This window comes from Stenotrophomonas sp. STEN035 (assembly GCF_056759935.1).
Map to the genome: position 1 here is coordinate 1 of NZ_JBRRDY010000052.1, position 20,246 is coordinate 20,246.

General features: G+C 64.5%; 20 protein-coding genes. 13 read left to right on the plus strand and 7 right to left on the minus strand.

The window, feature by feature from the left end:
* Positions 1-299: 299 nt before the first annotated feature.
* Both rnk and ACVOLL_RS19365 read left to right on the plus strand, forming a co-directional pair.
* A complete protein-coding gene (rnk, locus tag ACVOLL_RS19360; protein WP_282272444.1) occupies positions 300-725 on the plus strand; it encodes a nucleoside diphosphate kinase regulator in 426 nt (141 codons plus the stop codon).
* A gap of 31 nt (positions 726-756) precedes the next feature.
* The gene (locus ACVOLL_RS19365) at positions 757-1,725 is read left to right on the plus strand and encodes a transaldolase (protein ID WP_481514377.1); all 969 of its coding nucleotides are present in this window, start codon (positions 757-759) and stop codon (positions 1,723-1,725) included.
* A gap of 167 nt (positions 1,726-1,892) precedes the next feature.
* Here the strand turns inward: ACVOLL_RS19365 and ACVOLL_RS19370 are convergent, their stop codons facing one another.
* From ACVOLL_RS19370 to ACVOLL_RS19385, 4 genes are read right to left on the minus strand one after another with little or no spacing between them, the layout of a single operon-like run.
* The gene (locus ACVOLL_RS19370) at positions 1,893-2,402 is read right to left on the minus strand and encodes a flavodoxin family protein (RefSeq protein ID WP_481514378.1); all 510 of its coding nucleotides are present in this window, start codon (positions 2,400-2,402) and stop codon (positions 1,893-1,895) included.
* A 3-nt stretch (positions 2,403-2,405) separates the two neighbouring features.
* Positions 2,406-3,056 (minus strand): peptide-methionine (S)-S-oxide reductase MsrA, encoded by a 651-nt coding sequence (gene msrA, locus ACVOLL_RS19375; RefSeq protein ID WP_481514391.1) that lies wholly within the window; start codon positions 3,054-3,056, stop codon positions 2,406-2,408.
* A 30-nt stretch (positions 3,057-3,086) separates the two neighbouring features.
* On the minus strand, positions 3,087-3,353 hold the full coding sequence (locus ACVOLL_RS19380) for a putative signal transducing protein (protein WP_481509876.1): 267 nt from the start codon (positions 3,351-3,353) through the stop codon (positions 3,087-3,089).
* Positions 3,354-3,365: 12 nt separating this feature from the next.
* Positions 3,366-4,034 (minus strand): glutathione S-transferase family protein, encoded by a 669-nt coding sequence (locus ACVOLL_RS19385; protein WP_481514379.1) that lies wholly within the window; start codon positions 4,032-4,034, stop codon positions 3,366-3,368.
* A 103-nt stretch (positions 4,035-4,137) separates the two neighbouring features.
* On the opposite strand from ACVOLL_RS19385, the gene ACVOLL_RS19390 reads away from it, so the two are divergent.
* Both ACVOLL_RS19390 and ACVOLL_RS19395 read left to right on the plus strand, forming a co-directional pair.
* Positions 4,138-5,886 (plus strand): glutamine--tRNA ligase/YqeY domain fusion protein, encoded by a 1,749-nt coding sequence (locus tag ACVOLL_RS19390; RefSeq protein ID WP_481514380.1) that lies wholly within the window; start codon positions 4,138-4,140, stop codon positions 5,884-5,886.
* Positions 5,887-5,982: 96 nt separating this feature from the next.
* Positions 5,983-6,399: a hypothetical protein gene (locus ACVOLL_RS19395; protein ID WP_481514381.1), complete on the plus strand. Its 417-nt coding sequence runs from the start codon at positions 5,983-5,985 to the stop codon at positions 6,397-6,399.
* 7 nt (positions 6,400-6,406) lie between these two features.
* Here the strand turns inward: ACVOLL_RS19395 and ACVOLL_RS19400 are convergent, their stop codons facing one another.
* Genes ACVOLL_RS19400 through ACVOLL_RS19410 form a run of 3 tightly spaced genes read right to left on the minus strand, consistent with a single transcriptional unit; the run spans position 6,407 to position 9,517 of the window.
* Entirely contained in the window at positions 6,407-7,459 is a 1,053-nt protein-coding gene (locus ACVOLL_RS19400; protein WP_481514382.1) for an ABC transporter substrate-binding protein, read from the minus strand.
* A complete protein-coding gene (locus ACVOLL_RS19405; RefSeq protein ID WP_481514383.1) occupies positions 7,456-8,841 on the minus strand; it encodes a sensor histidine kinase N-terminal domain-containing protein in 1,386 nt (461 codons plus the stop codon). Before ACVOLL_RS19405 ends, ACVOLL_RS19400 begins: the two co-directional genes overlap by 4 nt.
* On the minus strand, positions 8,828-9,517 hold the full coding sequence (locus ACVOLL_RS19410; protein ID WP_481514384.1) for a response regulator: 690 nt from the start codon (positions 9,515-9,517) through the stop codon (positions 8,828-8,830). The genes ACVOLL_RS19405 and ACVOLL_RS19410 overlap by 14 nt, the downstream gene beginning before the upstream one ends.
* A 186-nt stretch (positions 9,518-9,703) precedes the next feature.
* On the opposite strand from ACVOLL_RS19410, the gene ACVOLL_RS19415 reads away from it, so the two are divergent.
* The 9 genes from ACVOLL_RS19415 to ACVOLL_RS19455 all read left to right on the plus strand — a co-directional run bounded on the left by ACVOLL_RS19415 (position 9,704) and on the right by ACVOLL_RS19455 (position 20,117).
* A complete protein-coding gene (locus tag ACVOLL_RS19415) occupies positions 9,704-10,879 on the plus strand; it encodes an OprO/OprP family phosphate-selective porin (RefSeq protein ID WP_481514385.1) in 1,176 nt (391 codons plus the stop codon).
* A gap of 42 nt (positions 10,880-10,921) precedes the next feature.
* The gene (locus ACVOLL_RS19420; RefSeq protein WP_481514392.1) at positions 10,922-12,250 is read left to right on the plus strand and encodes a CitMHS family transporter; all 1,329 of its coding nucleotides are present in this window, start codon (positions 10,922-10,924) and stop codon (positions 12,248-12,250) included.
* Positions 12,251-12,281: 31 nt separating this feature from the next.
* Positions 12,282-13,022: an acetoacetyl-CoA reductase gene (gene phbB / locus ACVOLL_RS19425; RefSeq protein ID WP_313173455.1), complete on the plus strand. Its 741-nt coding sequence runs from the start codon at positions 12,282-12,284 to the stop codon at positions 13,020-13,022.
* Positions 13,023-13,256: 234 nt separating this feature from the next.
* Positions 13,257-15,533, plus strand: a complete 2,277-nt coding sequence (locus tag ACVOLL_RS19430) for a TonB-dependent receptor (RefSeq protein WP_481514386.1) — start codon at positions 13,257-13,259, stop codon at positions 15,531-15,533.
* Between the two features lie 268 nt (positions 15,534-15,801).
* Positions 15,802-16,362 (plus strand): nucleoside deaminase, encoded by a 561-nt coding sequence (locus ACVOLL_RS19435; protein ID WP_481514387.1) that lies wholly within the window; start codon positions 15,802-15,804, stop codon positions 16,360-16,362.
* Between the two features lie 158 nt (positions 16,363-16,520).
* Positions 16,521-17,576, plus strand: a complete 1,056-nt coding sequence (gene rlmM, locus ACVOLL_RS19440) for a 23S rRNA (cytidine(2498)-2'-O)-methyltransferase RlmM (protein WP_481514388.1) — start codon at positions 16,521-16,523, stop codon at positions 17,574-17,576.
* 358 nt (positions 17,577-17,934) lie between these two features.
* The gene (locus tag ACVOLL_RS19445; RefSeq protein ID WP_481514393.1) at positions 17,935-18,840 is read left to right on the plus strand and encodes an SMP-30/gluconolactonase/LRE family protein; all 906 of its coding nucleotides are present in this window, start codon (positions 17,935-17,937) and stop codon (positions 18,838-18,840) included.
* Between the two features lie 63 nt (positions 18,841-18,903).
* Positions 18,904-19,626, plus strand: coding sequence for a hypothetical protein (locus ACVOLL_RS19450; protein ID WP_481514389.1), 723 nt, complete (start codon positions 18,904-18,906; stop codon positions 19,624-19,626).
* A 77-nt stretch (positions 19,627-19,703) separates the two neighbouring features.
* On the plus strand, positions 19,704-20,117 hold the full coding sequence (locus tag ACVOLL_RS19455; RefSeq protein WP_481514390.1) for an EF-hand domain-containing protein: 414 nt from the start codon (positions 19,704-19,706) through the stop codon (positions 20,115-20,117).
* The last annotated feature ends 129 nt before the right edge of the window (positions 20,118-20,246 follow it).

Here is a 20,246-nt window from a genome sequence, read left to right on the forward strand (position 1 = left end):
CGCCCCGCCCCGCTCCCCCCCCCCCCCCCCCCCCCCCCCCCCCCCGCGCGCCTCCCGCGTCCCGCCCCCCCGCCCCCCCGCCCCGCCGGCCCGGCCGGGGGGCCGCCCCCCCCCGGGGAGGGGTAAGCTTTTGCCCCCAAAACCTGAATACCACCCTCCCCCACATTGCATCCGGGCCCCACCGGCCCCATGATCTTCATAGGGCCGCCGATGGCCCGTTTCACCAGCACAATAGAAATCCGGGCGGCGCCGACAAAGCGTCGCCTTTTGCTTGCTCTTCAATCAGATAAGGAATTCCCATGACCAGCCACAGCGGTCTGCCACCATCCATCGTTGTTTCCACCCGTGACATGGCCCGTCTTGAGGCCCTGCTGGACTCCCCGGCGCTGAGCCGGCACCCGGCCGCTGTTGCCCTTGCGCAGGAACTTGAGCGCGCGCAGGTGCTGCCGCCGGAAGAAATCCCCGAAGGCATCGTCACCATGCACTCCCGTGTGGACTGCGAAGACGAACTGCACAACGAAAAACATTCCCTGACCCTGGTCTATCCGCACGAAGCGGACTTCGACAAGGGTCGCGTGTCCGTGCTGGCACCGGTCGGCAGCGCCCTGCTGGGCTTGTCGGTTGGCCAGACCATCGACTGGACCGCACCCGGCGGCCGCAAGCTGCGCCTGCGCGTCACCGCCGTTCACTACCAGCCCGAAGCGGCTGGCGATTTCCACCGCTGAGCGCACTGCGCCGCACCTGCAACAGGAAACCATGATGTCCCAGGCCCCCTCCAAGCTCGCCCAGCTGCGCGAACTGTCCGTCGTCGTCGCCGATACCGGTGATTACGACGCCATCAAGCGCCTGCGTCCGGTCGACTGCACCACCAACCCGACGCTGGTGAAGAAAGCCCTCGATCTGCCGGTCTATGCCGGCCTGATCGAGCGCGAGCTGCAGTGGGGCCGCGCCCAAAGCGGTGACAAGCAGGCCATCGCCAATGCCGTGGTCGATCGTTTGACCGTCGGCGTCGGCACCATGCTGGCCGAGCTGGTGCCGGGCCGCGTTTCCACCGAAGTGGATGCCGACCAGGCGCACAACACCGAGGCCACGATTGCCAAGGCGCGCGAGTTCATCGCCATGTACGAAGCGGCTGGTGTGCCGCGCAGCAAGGTGCTGATCAAGATCGCCGCGACCTGGGCCGGCGTGGAAGCTGCGCGCGTGCTGCAGGCCGAAGGCATCGACTGCAACCTGACCCTGATCTTCAACCCGACCCAGGCCCTGGCCTGCTCGGAAGCCGCCTCCTTCCTGATCTCGCCGTTCGTCGGCCGGATTCTGGATTGGTACGTGGCCAACGGCCAGGTGCCGGCCAGCATTGATGAAGACCCGGGCGTGGTGTTCGTGCGCGGCGTGTTTGCCGAGTTCAAGCGTCGCGGTTCCAGCACGGTAGTGATGGGCGCCTCGTTCCGTTCGACCGCGCAGATTGAAGCGCTGGCCGGTTGTGACCGTCTGACCATCTCGCCGGACCTGCTGGAGAAGCTGGACGCTGATTTCGGCGAGCTGCCGCGCAAGCTGGTGGCCGGTGCTGCTGAAGCAGTGAACGTCGCTGCGATTGATGAGGCGAAGTTCGATGTGGATATGGCGGCTGACCCGATGGCTACCGAGAAGCTGGCTACTGGTATTGAGGCGTTTGCGAAGGATCTGCAGGCCTTGCGTCAGCGGATTTTGGATGAGTTGGGCGGCTGACAGCCAAAGCAATGCCCGATTACTCCCTTCTCCCGCCTGCGGGAGAAGGTGCCCCGAAGGGCCGGATGAGGGGAAGCTTTTAAAGCATTTGCTCCACGTGCTCTAAAAGCGCCCTCACCCCAACCCCTCTCCCGCATGCGGGAGAGGGGCTTAAGCAAACGCAAAAGCTAGAACACGCCGAGCTCCAGCCCTGCTGCGAGCAGCGCGCCCAGCTCTCGGCCTCGTGCCAGCTGCACATCAGGCAATTTCTTCTCAGCAACAATCGCCTCAGCCGTCTGTGCCTGCGTACACACCAGCACCGGCTCGGCCACCTCTTTCAAGCGCAGCCCCAAAGCCACCCGCCGCAACTGCGCAATCGTCGGCTGGCCATCCGAGCCGGCACACACCAGCAGGGCATACGGCTTGCCCTCGCAGCGCCCCAACAGCGGGTAATAACTGCGATCAAAGAAATCCTTCATCGCCCCGCTCATCGAGGCCAATGTCTCCGGCGTGGCGAATACCACCGCATCGGCGGCAAGTACATCGTCTGCATCCGCATCTCCAGCTCGCAGCGCAATCACCCGCACCGCATCACCCGCACTCTCGCGGGCACCGTGCACCAAAGCGCCCACCATCGACGCAGTAGCGCCGGTAAAGCTGTGCCACACCACCAACAAACGGCGCGGTGCGGCACTCACAACTCAGACATCCAGACCAATCGGGCAGCTCACGCCGGTGCCGCCGATGCCGCAGTAACCGTTCGGATTCTTCGCCAGATACTGCTGGTGGTAGTCCTCGGCGTAATAGAACGGCGGTGCCGGGAACAGGATCTCGGTGGTGATCTCGCCGAAACCAGAAGCAGTCAGCTGCTGCTGGTAAGCAGCACGGCTGGCAATCGCCGCGTCGTACTGTTCCTGCGTGTGGCAGTAGATCGCCGAGCGGTACTGGGTGCCGGTGTCGTTGCCCTGACGCATACCCTGGGTGGGATTGTGGTTCTCCCAGAAGGTGCGCAGCACCGTCTCCAGCGTCACCTGGGCCGGGTCAAACACCACCCGCACCACCTCGGTGTGGCCGGTAAGCCCGGAACAGGCCTCTTCATAGGTCGGGTTCGGGGTGACGCCGCCCTGATAGCCCACCGCCGTGGTCACCACGCCCGGCAGCTGCCAGAACTTGCGCTCGGCACCCCAGAAGCAGCCCAGGCCCACGTCCAGCACCTGCAGCCCGTCGAAATCGGCCTGCAGCGGCTGGCCGTTGACGAAGTGCTGGTTGTGCAGCGGCAGCTGCGTATCCCGCCCCGGCAGTGCTTCTTCCGGGCGCGGTAGGCGCTGCTTGAATGCGCCGATACCCAGTATTCCCTGGCCGATTCCCAACATGTCAGCTCCTCAGGCCGGGAGGAATCCCGGCGCTTCATCGTCATCCAAGATGGGGTCGGCAGGGCCATCGTCCAAGCCCAGCGCAGCGACGATGTCCTCGGCCTCGGGCTTGGCCGAATCGGGTACGCAGACCCGCAGCAGGCCAAACAGGGGCAGTTCGCCACCCGCACCCAGCAGGGACTCGCCGAACACGAAGGCAGGGATGCCGGCGTCCTCCAGCGCGTGTTTGACGAGGTGGGCGTCGAACAGATTATTGGTCTGGTAGATCAGCTGCATGGGGTTCTCCGCTTAAACCGGCTGGCGCAGGGCGTCGGTGGCAGCAAGCTGCTCGGTTTCCACAGCACCGGCCTGGCGCCACTCGCGCAGCGCCGGCAGCGCCAGCAAAGCCTGCAGGTATTCGCCCGCCGTACCTTCCGCCGCCACGCCGTAGCCGTCAAAGCGTACCGCCACCGGTGCGAACATCGCATCGACGATGCCGAACTGACCAAACAGAAACTCTCCGCCCGCGCCGTACTGGCGGCGCAGCTCGCTCCACAGCGCGCGGATCCTGTTGATATCGGCCTGTGCGGCGGCGTCCCAGCGGTAGCCGTCGGGCTGGCGCCGGCTGTTCATCGGCAGTTGGCTGCGCAGCGCGGAGAAACCTGAATGCATCTCGGCCGCAGCGGCCCGCGCCACGGCGCGTTGTGCCAGATCGGCCGGCCAGCCGCGTCCACCCAGCCAGCGCTCATTGGCGTACTCGCAGATCGCCAGCGAATCCCAGACCTGCAAACCACCATCACGCAAAGCCGGCACCTTTCCGGTCGGCGAATGTTGCAGCACTTCGCTGGCAAAACCCGGCGTATCCAGGGCCAGCCGCACCTCGTCGAACTCCACCCCGAAATGGCGCAGCAGCAGCCACGGGCGCAGCGACCAGGAAGAGTAGTTCTTGTTGCCTATCACCAGAACGGGGCGGTCCATCAGGGCAAATCCAAGTGGCGTGAGACCCCAGCATAGCTCCGCCCCGGCAGCCAACGCCCGGCTCGGCTAAACTTGCGGTTTACTTCAATACACTGCGTCCCCCATGTCCGAGAACACGCCTGCTGTCGCTGCCACACCGGAAAACGCCCCCGAAAAGCGCGATTTCATCCGTCAGATCGTCCGTGAGGACCTGTCCAGCGGCAAGCACACGGCCATCAAGACCCGCTTCCCGCCCGAGCCCAATGGCTACCTGCACATCGGCCATGCCAAGTCGATCTGCCTGAACTTCGGCATTGCCGGCGAGTTCGGCGGCGTCTGCAACCTGCGCTTCGATGACACCAACCCGGCCAAGGAAGACCCGGAGTACGTGCAGGCCATCCAGGACGACGTGCGCTGGCTGGGCTTCGAGTGGAACGAGCTGCGTCACGCCTCGGACTACTTCGACGCCTATTATCTGGCCGCACAGAAGCTGATCCGCGACGGCAAGGCCTATGTCTGCGACCTGTCTGCCGACGAAGTGCGTGCCTACCGCGGCTCGCTGACCGAGCCGGGCCGCCCCTCGCCGTACCGCGAGCGCAGCGTCGAGGAAAACCTGGACCTGTTCGCGCGCATGCGCGCCGGTGAGTTCGCCGATGGCGCCCGCACCGTGCGCGCCAAGATCGACATGGCCAGCGGCAACATCAACCTGCGCGACCCGGCGATCTACCGCATCAAGCACGTCGAGCACCAGAACACCGGCAATGCCTGGCCGATCTACCCGATGTATGACTTCGCGCATGCGCTGGGCGATTCGCTGGAAGGCATCACCCACTCGCTGTGCACGCTGGAATTCGAAGACCACCGCCCGCTGTACGACTGGTGCGTGGATAACGTCGACTACGCCCACGACAACGCTCTGACCCAGCCGCTGGTCGACAAGGGCCTGCCGCGTGAGGCCGCCAAGCCGCGCCAGATCGAGTTCTCACGCCTGAACATCAACTACACGGTGATGAGCAAGCGCAAGCTGATGGCGCTGGTCACCGAAAACCTGGTCGATGGCTGGGAAGACCCGCGCATGCCGACCCTGCAGGGCCTGCGTCGTCGTGGTTACACCCCGGCGGCGATGCGCCTGTTCGCTGAGCGCGTTGGCATTTCCAAGCAGAACTCGCTGATCGATTTCAGCGTGCTCGAAGGCGCCCTGCGCGAAGACCTGGACAGCGCGGCCGCACGCCGCATGGCGGTGATCGATCCGCTCAAGCTGGTGCTGACCAACCTGCCGGAAGGCCACGAAGAAGCCCTCACCTTCAGCAACCACCCGAAGGACGAAAGCTTCGGCAGCCGCGAAGTGCCGTTCTCGCGTGAGCTGTGGATCGAGCGCGAAGACTTCGCCGAAGTGCCGCCGAAGGGCTGGAAGCGTCTGGTCCCGGGCGGCGAAGTACGCCTGCGTGGCGCCGGCATCGCCCGCGTCGATGAAGTGATCAAGAACGACGCCGGCGAGATCGTCGAGCTGCGCGGCTGGCTGGACCCGGAATCGCGTCCGGGCATGGAAGGCGCCAACCGCAAGATCAAGGGCACCATCCACTGGGTCAGCGCCCAGCACGCGGTGGAAGCCGAAGTGCGCCTGTACGACCGCCTGTTCTCGGTGGCCAACCCGGACGATGAATCCGACGGCAAGACCTACCGCGATTACCTGAACCCGGAATCGCGCAAGGTCGTCACCGGTTACGTCGAACCGGCCGCGGCACTGGCCGCACCGGAACAGAGCTACCAGTTCGAGCGCACCGGCTACTTCGTCGCCGATCGCCGCGACCACACCCCGGCCAAGCCGGTGTTCAACCGCAGCGTGACCCTGCGCGATACCTGGTCGGCCTGATCAGGATGGGCGGGGTTGCCGGCTGACAGCCCGGTACCCCCCTGCTCACATGGGACGCGGCTACCATGGTCGCGTGCCCAGAACAGGATTCCACCCATGTTCCGTCTGTCACTGCTGCTCTGCCTGCTGCTCGCCGTCACCGCCTGCAGCTCACCGGCCGCTACCGCACCTGTCACCTCGCAAGCGCCCGCACCGGTCCCGGCCAGCGAACAATCAACACCTGCCAAACCTGCTGCCACGCCCGTCGTGGTCGACAGCAGCTGCAAGGTCGACGCCGATTGCACGGTGAAGAACGTCGGCAACTGCTGCGGTTATTACCCCGCCTGCGTCAACGTCAACAGCCCCACCGATCCGGCCGGCGTGCAGGCCAGCTGCCAGGCCAAGGGCATGATGGGTGTCTGCGGCTTTCCGGAGATCCAGGGCTGCAGTTGCGTGCAGGGAAAATGCGCTGCAGCAGGCAGCAGCGATCCGCTGCGCCAACCAATGACCGAGAATCCCGCACCGGTACGCTGAGCTGCGCTCAGCGCGGCTTGGGCTCGACGCTGCTGCGCCAGGCATCGAGGAACTGGCGGCGCTTGAGCGCATCCAGATACACCAGCAAGCCCGGCCCAAGCTGGATCGGCCGCCGGTTCTGGCCGGGATCGCTGTCACCGCCACCGTTGCGGATGATCGGCATCAGTCGCGCCTCGCGTGACAGCACCTGCTGCCCGCGCACCGACAACAGGTAGTCCAGAAAACGCTTGGCTTCGGCCGGGTGCGGGCTGTTGCGCGGAATCACCGCCGTGCGCAGCACCACCAGCGTGTAGTCCTCCGGCTCGACGATGCCCAAGGGCGCACCAGCATCGATACGCGCCTGCGCGTAGGAACCCAACACGTTGTAGACCAACGACAGCTTGCCGCTGCTGACCTGATCCAACAGCACGCCGGTACGCTCCTCGCGCACCACGCCGTTGTCACCCAACGCGCCGAGCAAGGCGCCAGCGATGCTGCCGCGCTGCGCGTCCTGGGTCGCCAGCAGATAGCCGACACTGCTGCGTTCGATATCGTAGGTGCCGACCTTGCCGCGCAGCGGTGCGCCTTCGGCACGCAGCAGATCCAGCAGCTGGCGGCGTGTGTGCGGCACTTTCGCTGCCGGCAATGCACGCGTGTTGTAGACCATCGCCACCGGCTCGTAGCTGATGCCGAAGGCTTCATTGCGCCACTTCGCCCAGGACGGCACGGCTTCGGTCTGCGGCGACCGATGCGGCAACGCATAGCCATCGTTGACCAGCTTGGTCTGCAGATCCATGCCGCTGGAGATCAGCAGATCCGGCGTGCGCGCGCTGTTGCGGTCGCGCAGGAACCGCGCGTACAGATCCTGGGTGATGATGTCTTCGTAGACGACTTCCGTGCCCGGGTGCAGGCGCTGGTAATCGGCGATCACCACCGCGAACACTTCGATATCGGTGGTGCCGTGGATGCGCAGCTGTTCAGTCGCCACGCCTTGTGCGGGGAAACGCTGTACGTCACCCGGCGCAGCGCGCAATGACGGTGCCAGCAGCACGCCCAACAACAGGATCAACAAGCGGCTCATGCGGCATGCCTTGGCAGATGGATGGTGGCGACCAGGCCGCCTTCGGGCCGATTACTGAGGTCGATGCTGCCGCCATGGCTTTCAACCACCCGCTTGACGATGGCCAGCCCCAGGCCGGCACCACCGGCAGGTGCGTTCTCGCCACGCCCGAAACGCTCAAATACGCGCTCGGCATCGGCGGCGCTGATGCCGGGGCCGTGGTCGGCGATGGTCAATACCGCTTGCGTGTCCTGCACGGTCAGGGCGATCTGCAGCGGGCCATCGCCGCCGTACTTCATCGCGTTGTCGATCAGGTTCTTGATCGCCTCACGCAACAGCAGGGCGTCGCCGTTGACCTGCACCGCGCCGGTAGTGATCGCCAGCTGCACACGTGGTGCCGGGCCTGCCTGCGGCAAGGCTTCATGCAAGGCCTGATGCACGGTTTCGGCCAGATCCAGCGGCGCGAAGCGCTGCAGGTTGGAACGGTGGATGACGCTGGCATCGCTGAGCAACTGGTTGAGCAGGCGACTCATATGAGTGGCGTTGCGCTCGATCGCACGCAGGCTGCGCTGCATGTCCTCGGGCTCTTCTTCATCCAGCGCCAGCTGTGCCTGCGCGCGCAATGCCGCCAGCGGCGTGCGCATCTGGTGCGCGGCCTCGGCCATGAACGCACGCAGGGTTTCATTGCTGCTGGAAAGGCGCTCCATGAAGCGGTTCAACGCGCCAACCATCTGGTTCATCTCGCGCGGTACGCGCGTATCCAGCGGTTTCAGGTCAGACGGCTCGCGTCGCGACAGTTCGCGCTCAAGCCGTACCAACGGACGGAACGCGCGATGCACGCCGAATGCCACCAGCGCCAGCAACAAGGCCGACAGCACGCCGATGGCGATCAAGGCGCGGTTGACCATTTCCTGCGCCAGCTCGGCACGTGCGCGACGGGTCTGCCCCACCTGCACCTGCACTTCGCCCTGCGCCGAGGCGGCAGCAAAGCTGCGACTGACCACCACGAAGCGCACGGTTTCGCCGCTGTACTCGGCATCGAACAACTGCGGTTGGCTGCCGGTCTTGCGTGGTGCGAGAGGCAGATCCTCATAACCGGTGATGGTGCGACCGCGACTATCAGCCACGCGATAGAACACGCGGTCCTCCTCGGCCATCGACAACAGGTCCAAGGCCGCATACGGCAGATCCACCTGCCATTGGCCGTCAACCAATGCGACCGAGTCGGCGATGGACAGCGCCGAAGACACCAACAGGTGATCGTAGGAGCGGTTTGCAGCGCGTTGTCCGTAGTCGCGCGCAGCAAACAGCAAGGCCACCGCGAATACCGCCAGCAACGCGCCCAGATACAGCATCAAGGTGCGCCGCAATGAGCCGGAGGCGTGGATTTCAGCCGTTGCCATCGCAAGCGCCTTCGCTGGCCTCCAACATGTAGCCCACGCCACGCACGGTAGTGATGCGCAAGGGTGCGGCTACCAGTTTCTTGCGCAGCCGCCCGATATACAGCTCGATGGCATTGGGCCCCGCTTCGTCATCGAAGCCGAACAGACCCTTGGCTATCTCATCCTTGCCGACGACCTGACCAAGCCGCCCGACCAGGATTTCCAGCAGGCGGAATTCTCGGTTTGGCAGTTCGATCACCTCGCCGTCCAGGCTGACCCGATGCGCGGCATTGTCGAACTGGAAACCGCCGATCTGCACTACTTCACTGGCCTGGCCTCGACCACGACGCAGCAATACCCGACAACGCGCCTCGAATTCGCGGAAGTCGAAAGGCTTGCCCAGATAGTCGTCTGCGCCCACATCCAGCGCCTGCACACGGTCTTCGATGCCATCGCGAGCGGTCAGCATCAGCACCGGGGTGCTGTCGCCGCGTTCGCGCATGCCAGCCAATACGCGCAGGCCATCGAGCTTGGGCAGGCCAATATCCAGCACCACCAGATCAAAGCTCTGGTAGCGCAGCACGCTCGCCGCGCCCATGCCGTCGGCCTGCCAATCCACCGCGTGGCCATTGCGGCGCATGCGACGGATGATGGCATCGGCCAGGTCCGCATTGTCTTCAACCAGCAGCAGGCGCATCGCAGGGGAATGTGGCGGGAAGGCGCGAATGCTAACGCGGAAGCCGCGAAGACGCAGTCCCAGCGCATATTGCTGCGCCGCACAAACCCCTGACAGGCGGATGACAGCTAGTCCCCTCCAGACTGCGGCCACGCACCAGCAGGTGCCCATGTATGCCGCGCGCCTGGCGCGCACCTGGGAGGGTTTGTGGAACTGAGTGTTTTCCAAAAGCGCAGCCTTGCTGCCGCTGTCCTGCTGTGCCTAAGCGCTCCAGCGCTGGCGGCAGAAGACGAAGGTCCGGTCACGGCCACCATCGGCGGCCGCCTGCATCTGGATTTCGCCAGCTTCGACAATGACCACCGTGGCACCCCGAACAAGGACGACACCGAGATCCGTCGCGCCTGGCTGGATGTGTCAGGCAAGTTCTTCGTGGTCGACTACAAGCTGGAAGCCGATTTCTCTGGCGACCGCCCCGAGGCCAAGGACGTCTACGTCAGCCGCAGCTTCGGCGATGCCGGCAAGCTGACGGTGGGCCAGTTCAAGCAGTACTACTCGCTGGACGACCGTACCGGCTCCAACTACGGCAGCTTCCTGGAGCGCGGCAACGCCGGCACCAGCCTTGCTCCGTTGTACCGCCTTGGCGCGTCGTGGCAGGCAAATCCGGGCGATATGACCTGGGCCGCCAGCGCCTACAGCCTGGAAAGCATCGATGCCTGGCAGGTGAAGGGCCGCGCCGCCGGTGGCCGCGTCACCTGGGCACCGAGCCCGGCCGCTGGCGATGTGCTGCACCTGGGCCTGTCGCTGGCCCGCGAGGCCTATGACAACCCCGGTGTGAATGGCGTTCCTGCCTTGCGCATCCGCCCGCGCCCGGCCGGCCATCTGTCCGATGAAAGTCGACTGACCCTGGTCGACTTCTCGGCCGGTCGCGATACCGACGTCAACAAGTGGTCGCTGGAATACGCGCAGGTGCGCGGCCCGCTGTCATGGCAGGGCGAATTCAGCGGCGCCACCTTCGACGACGGCGCGCAGCGCGGCGAGGTACTGGCCGCCTACGGCATGCTCAGCTGGTTCGTCACCGGCGAATCGCGCAGCTATGACCGCAAGACCGGCCGCTTCGCCCGCATCAAGGATATCCGCCACAAGCCGGGCGCGTTCGAACTTGCGCTGCGCTACGACCAGATGCGCGGCAGCCAGCACCTGGATGGCCAGCCCGATCTGCGCAACGGCAGCACCGAGGCCTGGACCCTGGCCGGCAACTGGTACCTGCGCGACAACCTGCGCTTCATGCTCAACCTGATTGAAAGCCGCAACCGCAACCGCCTGACCGATACCACCGTGGACCACACCCGCGCGATCACCGGCCGCCTGCAGTTCGATTTCTAAACACCCCATTCCCGTCCTGTCCCTACTAGGAGTCTGCAGATGATGCTGACCATCCTCGGCTTCGGCATGGTTCTGACGTTCATGTATCTCATCATGAGCAAACGACTGTCGCCGCTGGTCGCCCTGATTACCGTACCCATCGTGTTCGCCCTGATCGGCGGTTTCGGTGCCGGCCTTGACGAAATGATGCTCGACGGCATCAAGAAGATCGCGCCGACCGGCGTGATGCTGATGTTCGCAATCCTCTACTTCGGGGTGATGATCGACGCCGGCCTGTTCGACCCGCTGGTGCGCATCATCCTGCGCATCGTCAAGGGCGATCCGCTGAAGATCGTGATGGGCACCGCGGTGCTGGCGATGCTGATCTCGCTCGATGGCGACGGCTCCACCACCTACATGATCACCGTGTCGGCGATGCTGCCGCTGTACCGTCGTCTGGGCATGAACGCGCTGAGCATGACCTGCGTAACCATCCTCGCTGGCGGCGTGATGAACCTCACCCCGTGGGGCGGCCCGACCGCGCGTGCGGCCACGGCCCTGCATGTGGACCCGGCCGATGTATTCGTACCGCTGATTCCAGCCATGGTATTGGCCTGCATCGGCATTCTGGTGCTGGCCTGGTACCTGGGCATGAAGGAACGCCGTCGCCTGGGTGTGGTCAGCCTGCCGCAGGGTGGTTCGTGGATGGATGTCAGCGTCTCCGACGACAGCGATGCGTTGCCGACCGTTGAAGACGCCGAAGACACCAAGCGGCCGAAGCTGCTGTGGGTCAACTTCGCCCTTACCCTGGCGCTGATGGCGGCACTGGTGATCGGCCTGCTGCCGATGCCGATCCTGTTCATGGTCGGCTTCGCCATCGCGCTGGTGATCAACTACCCGAACCTGGCCGAGCAGCGTCGCCGCGTGGTCAACCACGCCGGCAACGTGTTGTCGGTGGTGTCGCTGATCTTCGCTGCGGGCATTTTCACCGGCATCCTGTCCAACACCGGCATGGTCGAGGCGATGTCGCGCGGCTTCCTGTCAGTCATTCCGGAAGCCTGGGGCCCGTACCTGGCGGTGATCACCGCCGTGGCATCGATGCCCTTCACCTTTTTCATGTCCAACGACGCGTTCTATTTCGGCGTGCTGCCGATCCTGTCCGAAGCGGCGGGGCACTACGGCATCACTCCGGTGGAAATGGCACGTGCGTCGCTGGCCGGTCAGCCGGTGCATCTGCTGAGCCCCTTGGTGCCGTCCACCTATCTGCTGGTTGGCTTGGCCAAGGTCGATTTCGCTGACCACCAGAAGTTCACCCTGAAGTGGGCCGTGCTGATTTCACTGATCCTGATGGCCGGCAGCCTGCTGTTCGCCCTGTATCCGCTGGCCGCGTAAGCGGCACCTACCTGACGCATTGGAGAGCAACATGACGCTACGTATCGCTTATGTCACCAGTGGCATGGGCAGTGTCGGCACTGCCATCTGCCAGTCCCTGGCCCGCGCTGGCCACACCGTGGTGGCGGGCTGCGCGCCGGACTCACCGCGCAAGGCCAACTGGATCCGAGAGCAGCGCGAACTCGGCTTCGACTTCATCGTCTCCGAAGGCAATGCCGCCGACTGGGACTCCACCGCCGCCGCGTTCGCCAAGGTGCGTGCGGAAGTGGGTGAGGTTGACGTGCTGGTCAACAACTCCGGCGGCAGCCGTGACATGTTGTTCCGGCAGATGAGCAGCGAGGATTGGAACGCGGTGATCGCCTCCAACCTCAACACCTTGTTCAACCTGAGCAAGCAGGTGGTCGATGGCATGACCAACCAGAACTGGGGCCGCATCATCAACATCGGCTCGGTCAGTGCGCAGAAGGGCCAGATCGGCCAGGTCAACTACGCAACCGCCAAGGCGGCGATGCACGGCTTCAGTCGCGCGCTTGCAGCGGAAGTCGCAGCGCGCGGCGTCACCGTCAACACCATTTCGCCGGGTTATATCGCCAGCCAGGCGATCAGCAGCTTCCCGCCGGATGTACTGGACCGCTTGGCGGCTTCGGTGCCGATCCGCCGTCTCGGCAAGCCGGAGGAAGTAGCTGCGCTGTGCGCGTGGCTGGCCAGCGATGATGCGGCCTATGTGACCGGCGCTGACTATCCGGTCAACGGTGGCCTGTACATGGGTTGATGCTGCGATTGATGGATGCAACACCGGACGCCGCGCTTTGTCGCGGCGTTTTTTTTCCGCCAGCCGTAACCACGTTCGCAGGAAACACCTGTTCCAAGCAGCATCAAGCGGGAAGCCCGTCACCAATACTGTGCAAAACAGCGCAATTGGAGAACACCGTAAACGAGCTTTAACAAAACACCGACACCCTTCCGTGACCGGCGTGCGCCGGCCCTCCCACGGAACCGGTAAACCATGATTTCCAAACGCCTCAGCCTTGCCATCACGCTCGCCCTGTGTACCAGCCACGCTTATGCCGCGGCAGATGCCGCCGACAGCGCCTCCGCGCAGACGCTGGATACCATCTCGGTGATCGGCCAGGGCCAGACCCGCCAGGTGCAACGCATCGGTGAGGTCGACAAGCAGGTGTTGCCACCCGGCAGCAGCGGACAGAAGATTCTTGATCGCCTGCCCGGTGTCTCGGTGCAGTCCAACGACGCCTTCGGTGCCAACGAAGAATCGCAGACCATCAGCCTGCGCGGCTTCGACAAGACCCGCCTTGGCTATACGCTCGATGGCATCCCGCTCGGCGACAACAGCTATGGCAACTACAACGGCCTGAGCATCGCCCGCGCCATCATCGCCGAGAACCTGGGCGGCGCCGAGTTGTCGCAGGGCATCGGCTCGCTGGGCGTCGCTTCGACCAGCAACCTGGGCGGTGCCATCCAGTACTTCTCACAGGACCCGTCCACTGTATTCGGCGGCCGCGCCAGTGTCACCGTTGGCGATGACAACCAGCGCCGTGGCTATCTGCGCGTGGATACCGGCGATCTGAATGGTTTCTCTGCCTATGTCTCCGGCGTGCATCAGGATGCCGACATGTGGGCCGCACCGCACCAGAACCAGACCACCCGCCAGTTCAACGCCAAGGCGGTGTGGAACGTGGGTGATCACCGCTTCGGCGCCTTCGTTGCCACCTCGCGGGCAAGCCAGGCCAACTACGCCTACCTGTCCAAGAGCATGCTGCAGCGTGGGCTGGGCTACGACTGGAACATCTATGCACCGGACTGGGATCGCGCCGTTGCCGCTGCCTATTGCGCACCGGCAACCTTCGATGCGAAGCGCTGCGCCTTCAGCGGTGGCGTCAACAGCATCGACGACGCCTACTACCAGAGCCGCGCCCTGCGCGATGACAATCTGTATTCACTCGATGCCAGCCTGCATCTGGGCGACGAGCTCAACCTCAAGCTGCTCGCCTATCACCACGACAACCGTGGCCAGGGCCACTGGTGGGCACCAGGCCAGCCCTCGTATCCGGGCACCGACCGCATGCTGCCGATCTCGATCCGCAGCACCAACTACACGATTGATCGTCAGGGTCTGACCGCTGCGCTGTCGTGGAACGTCGGCATCCATGAGCTGGAAGCCGGTCTGTGGTTCGAGCAGAACGACCACAACGTCGAGCGCAACTTCTACTACATCGACGGCCCGTTCCTCGACGACACCTACCTCAAGAATCCGGACCGTCGTCTGTTCGACCAGGACTTCGATATCCGCACGCGCCAGTTCTACGTGCAGGACCGCATGCGCTTCCTGGACCAGCGCCTGACCGTGGATATCGGCATCAAGAGCCCGAACACCCGCATGCGCGCCACCGCCAAACCCGGCACCGAGCAGAAGCTGGCTTCTGGCACGCTGACCGCCAAGGAATCGCTGCTGCCGCAGTTGGGTGTTGGCTTCAAGCTCAATGCCAACAACGAACTGTTCGCCTCTTATGCCGAGAACATCGCCGCCTTCGTCGGCGGCGGCAGCGGCGGCCCGCTGCAGGTCTCGCCCGAGTCCTTTGCTGCCAGCGCTGGCCTGGAACCGGAGAAGTCCAAGACCTTCGAGGCCGGCTTCCGCACCTTCGGCAGCAAGTACCAGGCTTCATTGGCTGCGTACCACGTGATGTTCGACAACCGCCTGCTCTCGCTTAACCCCTGCACCAGCATCGAAGTCGGCACGCGTCCGGAGTGCATCACCCGCTTCATCAACGTCGGCTCGGTGAAGAGCCAGGGCGCGGAGCTGACCTTCATCCTCAAGCCGGTGCAGGGCCTGCAGTGGTACAACGCGCTGTCCTGGAACAAGACCACCTACGAGGACGACTACATCTCCGGCGGTGCGATCGTGCCGGTGGCCGGCAAGATCACCGTCGATACGCCACAGCGCATGGCCTCCAGCGAGCTGAGCTGGAACCGTGACGGCTGGTTCGCCAGCCTGCGCGCCAAGTACACCGGCAAGCGCTACTACACCTATACCAACGACCAGTCGGTGCCGGGCGTGACCACCTTCGATGCCGGCGGCGGCTACAGCTTCGGCCCCGGCCTGGGCCTGCAGAACGTCAAGGTGTCCTTGAACGTCACCAACCTGACCAACAAGCGCTACGCCGGCCAGCTCAGCTCGTTTGCCCCGACCGATCCCAAGGGCACCCGCTATTCCATCCATGCCAGCGCCCCGCGGCAGATCTTCATGACGGTGGGTGCGGAGTTCTAAGCGCTTCGCTCCCTCCCTTTGGCCGAAGGCCAAGGGGAGGGTTGGGGAGGGGTGCTTTTCGCGTCAATCCCAAACCCACAAGCAAAAGCCAACCCCCTCCCAACCTCCCCCTTGGCTTCGCCAAAGGGGAGGGGCTGAGTGCGGCTCCGCTCAACGTCAGCGTGCTCGGCCGACCCTCGCACCTGAACAGCCCCCGAGCCCAAAGCCAGCCCAGCCCCCCAGTCCGCTAAACTGACCGCCGTTTTTTGCCACAACGCCGGTCATCATCATGCTGCACGCCCAGGTTCACCTCACCCTCCCCGTCTGGATCCACGACGCCGTCAACTGCGACCGCGCCTATACCAGCGATGCGGACAAGGTGGCGTTGGCCATCGAGCTGTCGCGGCTGAACGTTGAACACGCCAGTGGTGGCCCGTTTGGCGCGGTGGTATTCGGCCCGGACCACAAGGTGATCGCCGCCGCGGTGAACCGGGTGGTGCCGCACGCCACCTCGTTGGCGCATGCCGAAAACATGGCCTATATGCTGGCCCAGCAGAAGCTCAACACCCCGCGCCTGAACGCGCTGCTGTCGCCAATCACCCTGGCTACGTCCTCGCAACCCTGCTGCCAGTGCTACGGCGCCACCGTCTGGGCCGGCATCGACCGCCTGCTGATTGGCGCCTGCGCCACTGACGTGGAAGAACTCACCCCGTTCGACGAAGGCCCGCTGCCGGCCGATTGGGCCGGTGAGCTGAACAAGCGTGGCATCGAGGTCGTACAAGGCATCAACCGCGACGACGCCCGCGCCGTGTTGCACAGCTATGGCAAGAACGACGGCGCACGCTACTGACCATAAAGCCCCTCTCCCACCGGGAGAGGGGTTGGGGTGAGGGTCCGGCAGTTCTCATACAGTCTGCTACCGAAGCGTCACCTACCCTCATCCGCCCTACGGGCACCTTCTCCCGGCGGGAGAAGGAGAAGCCCACCCGCAACAAACCAAGGATTTCCATGACCGGCCTGCTCTGCTACTGCCGCCAAGGCTTTGAACCGGAACTGGCCGGCGAATTGAACGACCGTGCCGGCCATGCCGGCATTGCCGGTTACGCCCGCACCCAGCGCAATGATGGCTATGTGGTGTTCGTCACCGATGAGGCCCAAGCACTGGACCAGCGCCTGCCCTGGCGCGAGCTGATCTTCGCCCGCCAGAAGCTACGCGTGCTGGCCGAACTGCCGCAGCTCGATGCCAGCGATCGCATCACCCCGATCATCGCCGCGCTGGAAGGCCAGCAGCGGTTTGGTGATCTGTGGGTGGAGCACCCCGATTCGGATGCCGGCAAGCCGCTGGCCGGCCTGGCCCGCGCCTTCGGCAATGCGCTGCGCCCGGCGCTGCGCAAAGGCGGCCTGCTCACAGACAAACCCAACGGCAAGCTGCCGCGCCTGCATGTGGTGTTCGTCGATGGCACGCATGCCTTCGTTTGCGTCTCCGATACCCGCGACAGCGCACCGTGGCTGCTCGGTATTCCGCGCTTGAAGCTGCTGCCGGATGCGCCCTCGCGTTCGGCCTTGAAGCTGGAAGAAGCCTTCATGACCCTGCTTACACCGGAAGAACGCGAAGCGTTGGTGGTGCCGGGCATGCGTGCGGCCGACCTGGGCGCTGCGCCTGGCGGTTGGACCTGGGTACTGACCCGTCAGCACCTGCGCGTGAACAGCATCGACAACGGCCCGCTGCGCCAGCATGTATTGGATACCGGCCTGGTCGAGCACCTGCGTGCCGATGGTTTCCATTGGCAGCCGGAAACGCCGCTGGACTGGATGGTCTGCGACATGGTCGAGCAGCCACGCCGCGTGGCCGAACGCATGGGCACCTGGCTGCGCGAAGGCTGGTGCAAGCACGCCATCTTCAACCTCAAGCTGCCGATGAAGAAGCGCTGGGATGAGACGCGCCTATGCCTGGATCTGTTTGCCGAAAAGGCTGACAAGCCGCTGACCATCCGCGCCAAGCAGCTGTATCACGACCGTGAGGAAATCACCGTATTCGTGACCCCAAGAGCCAAGGGCCTTTGATTGAAGCCCCTCTCCCGTCTACGGGAGAGGGGTTGGGGTGAGGGCAGCCTTTGCCTGCCCTTCCAGCTTGTGCTTTGCTTCTCGCAAAGCCAGCAATAGCAAAGCCAAAGCGCCCTCATCCGCCCTCCGGGCACCTTCTCCCGCATGCGGGAGAAGGGAGCTACAGCAAAGCCAAAGCCAAGGCCAAGGCCAAGGCCAAGGCCAAGGCCAAGGCCAAAGCCGAAGCCAAAGCCAAGAGCAAAAAGCCAAGACAGCCCCGCTTCCAAAGTTGCCCACGCAACCACACCCACGCTCCACCCCAAGCCTCTGGCACACTCGCGCTTCCACCCACACGGAAGTCGCCGCCATCGCCCGCCAGATCACCCGCGCCCGTATTGCCGCTTTCGCGCTCGTCACGCTGTCCAGCACTGCGCTGGCCGCCGACACCTTCGTCGCCCGCGACCACGTCAGCGATGGCACCTTCACCAGCGGTATCGAAGGCCCGGCGACCGGCCCGGATGGCGCACTGTACGTGGTCAACCTCGGCAAAGACGGCACCATCGGCCGTGTTGATGAAACCGGCAAGGCAACGCTGTTCCTCACCCTGCCAGAAGGCAGCATAGGCAACGGCATCCGCTTCGGCAGTGATGGCACGATGTATATCGCCGACTACCCGCGCCACAACATCCTGCGCGTGGCGCCGGGCTCAACCAATGTCAGCGTGTTCGCGCATCTTCCAAACGCGCACCAGCCCAACGACATCGCCCTCGCTCCCGACGGCACGCTTTACGCCAGTGATCCCAACTGGGCCAAAGCCGATGATGGTCAGCTGTGGCGCATCGACCGCGATGGCAGCGTGCACCTGCTCGAATCTGGTATGGGCACCACCAATGGCATCGAGGTCAGCCCGGACGGCCAACGCCTGTACGTCAACGAAAGCGTGCAGCGCAATGTCTGGGTTTACGACCGCGCCGCCGACGGCAGCATCAGCAACAAGCGCCTGCTGATCCGTTTCGATGACTACGGCATGGACGGCATGCGCTGCGACGCCGACGGCAATCTCTATATCGCCCGTTACGACGCCGGTGTGGTTGCGGTGGTAGCGCCGGATGGCAAGCTGCTGCGCGAAGTGCCGCTCAAGGGCCGCAAACCGACCAATCTCGCCTTTGGCGGCAGCGACGGCCGCCAGGTCTTCGTCACCCTGCAGGACCGTGGTGCGGTGGAAACCTTCCAGGCCGACCGTCCCGGCCGTGAATACGGTTTGCAACCCTCAGCCAAACCCTGAAAGCGCCAGTCTCAGCTGCTGCAATCCATATCAGGCATGCTGTAGGCCATGGGAGGAACCGCAATGCACAGCATCGAACTGAAGGACCCGGCCAGCTTCGGCAATGAGTTTCTGCGACTGACCCTGATGCAGGGTTTCCAGTCGCTGACCAAGCGTGATCTTGAACTGCTGATCTTCGTATTGATCGAACGCGATGGCGCGATCAATCGCAGCGATTCCAATGCTTCGGTCGCGCTGCAATTGCGGGTCACCCCGGCCAAGGTCAAAGGCCTGCGCCGCGATGGTTATGCGCGCTGGCGGGCGCTGGTACCGGAAGAAGGTGAAGCCGCCCTGCAGCGCATCGTAGCGGCAGTGCTGACCGAGGCCAACCTGCGCTCCGGGGCCAAACACGTGAGCGAGCGCAGTCGCAAAGAAGGCTTTCTTGCCGTCCGCATCGAGCATCCCGACGATGCCCAGCGCTTCGAGCAGGCCATTCTCGATGTCGGTGCGATCCCGGTTTACGAGCGCAATCGCGAAGTGGTGGCGGTGCGTTTCGACACCTTGCTCAACATCGCCGAACGCTGGAATTACCTGCAGCCCGATCCGCAGGCCACGCTGGATGCCTTGAAGAAGCTGGCCCCGGCCTCGGAAGAAGTCGCCGACCTGCTGAAAAAGGACGTCACCCAACTGCGTTGGGTCGATCTGCGTCGCGCGCTCAACAGCCTGGGCGCAAAGGCGATCAGCTCTACCGCCGAAGGTGGTTTGAAGGGCTTGCTGAAACTTGTCTTCCCATTCATCCCCGGCTGAGCGGCTCGCCCGTTCAGCTGCTGCGCACTACCATCACAACTGCCGCCACCCGCGTGGCGGCCCTGTTTCCACCACCGATGAGTCGTGCCATGTCCGCGCTTCGTATTGCCCTACCGCTGGCGTTCGCCATCCTGCTGCCCGTTGCCGCCAACGCCCAGACCGTGCCGCGCCCTGAGCCAGCCGTCAGCATGCCGTTGAACGATGCGCCGGTGCATGTGCGCGAGCAATCGCTGGCGACTGGCAAGGTCACCCATTCCACGCAGATTTTGATGCCCACCGATCAGGCCCAGGTCACCGTGCGATCGATCCAGCCGGACAGCGTGATCGGCAATTACCGCATCGATTTCGACGCAATGGATGTGGATGGCGATGGTTTCATCAGCCGTGAGGAAGCACAGGCAAATCCGGCCCTGGCTGATGAGTTCAATGCCTTGGATACAGCGCGTCGCGGCAAGCTGTCGCGCGAGCAGTTGGCGGGTTGGTTGCGGTGAAGCACCACCTGTAGTGGGGGGGGGGGGGGGGGGGGGGGGGGGGGGGGGGGGGGGCGGGCGCCCCCGGGCGCGGGGGGCCCAGGAGGAGAGGAAGATGGCGCGGGGGGGGCGGGGGGGGGCGAGAGAACA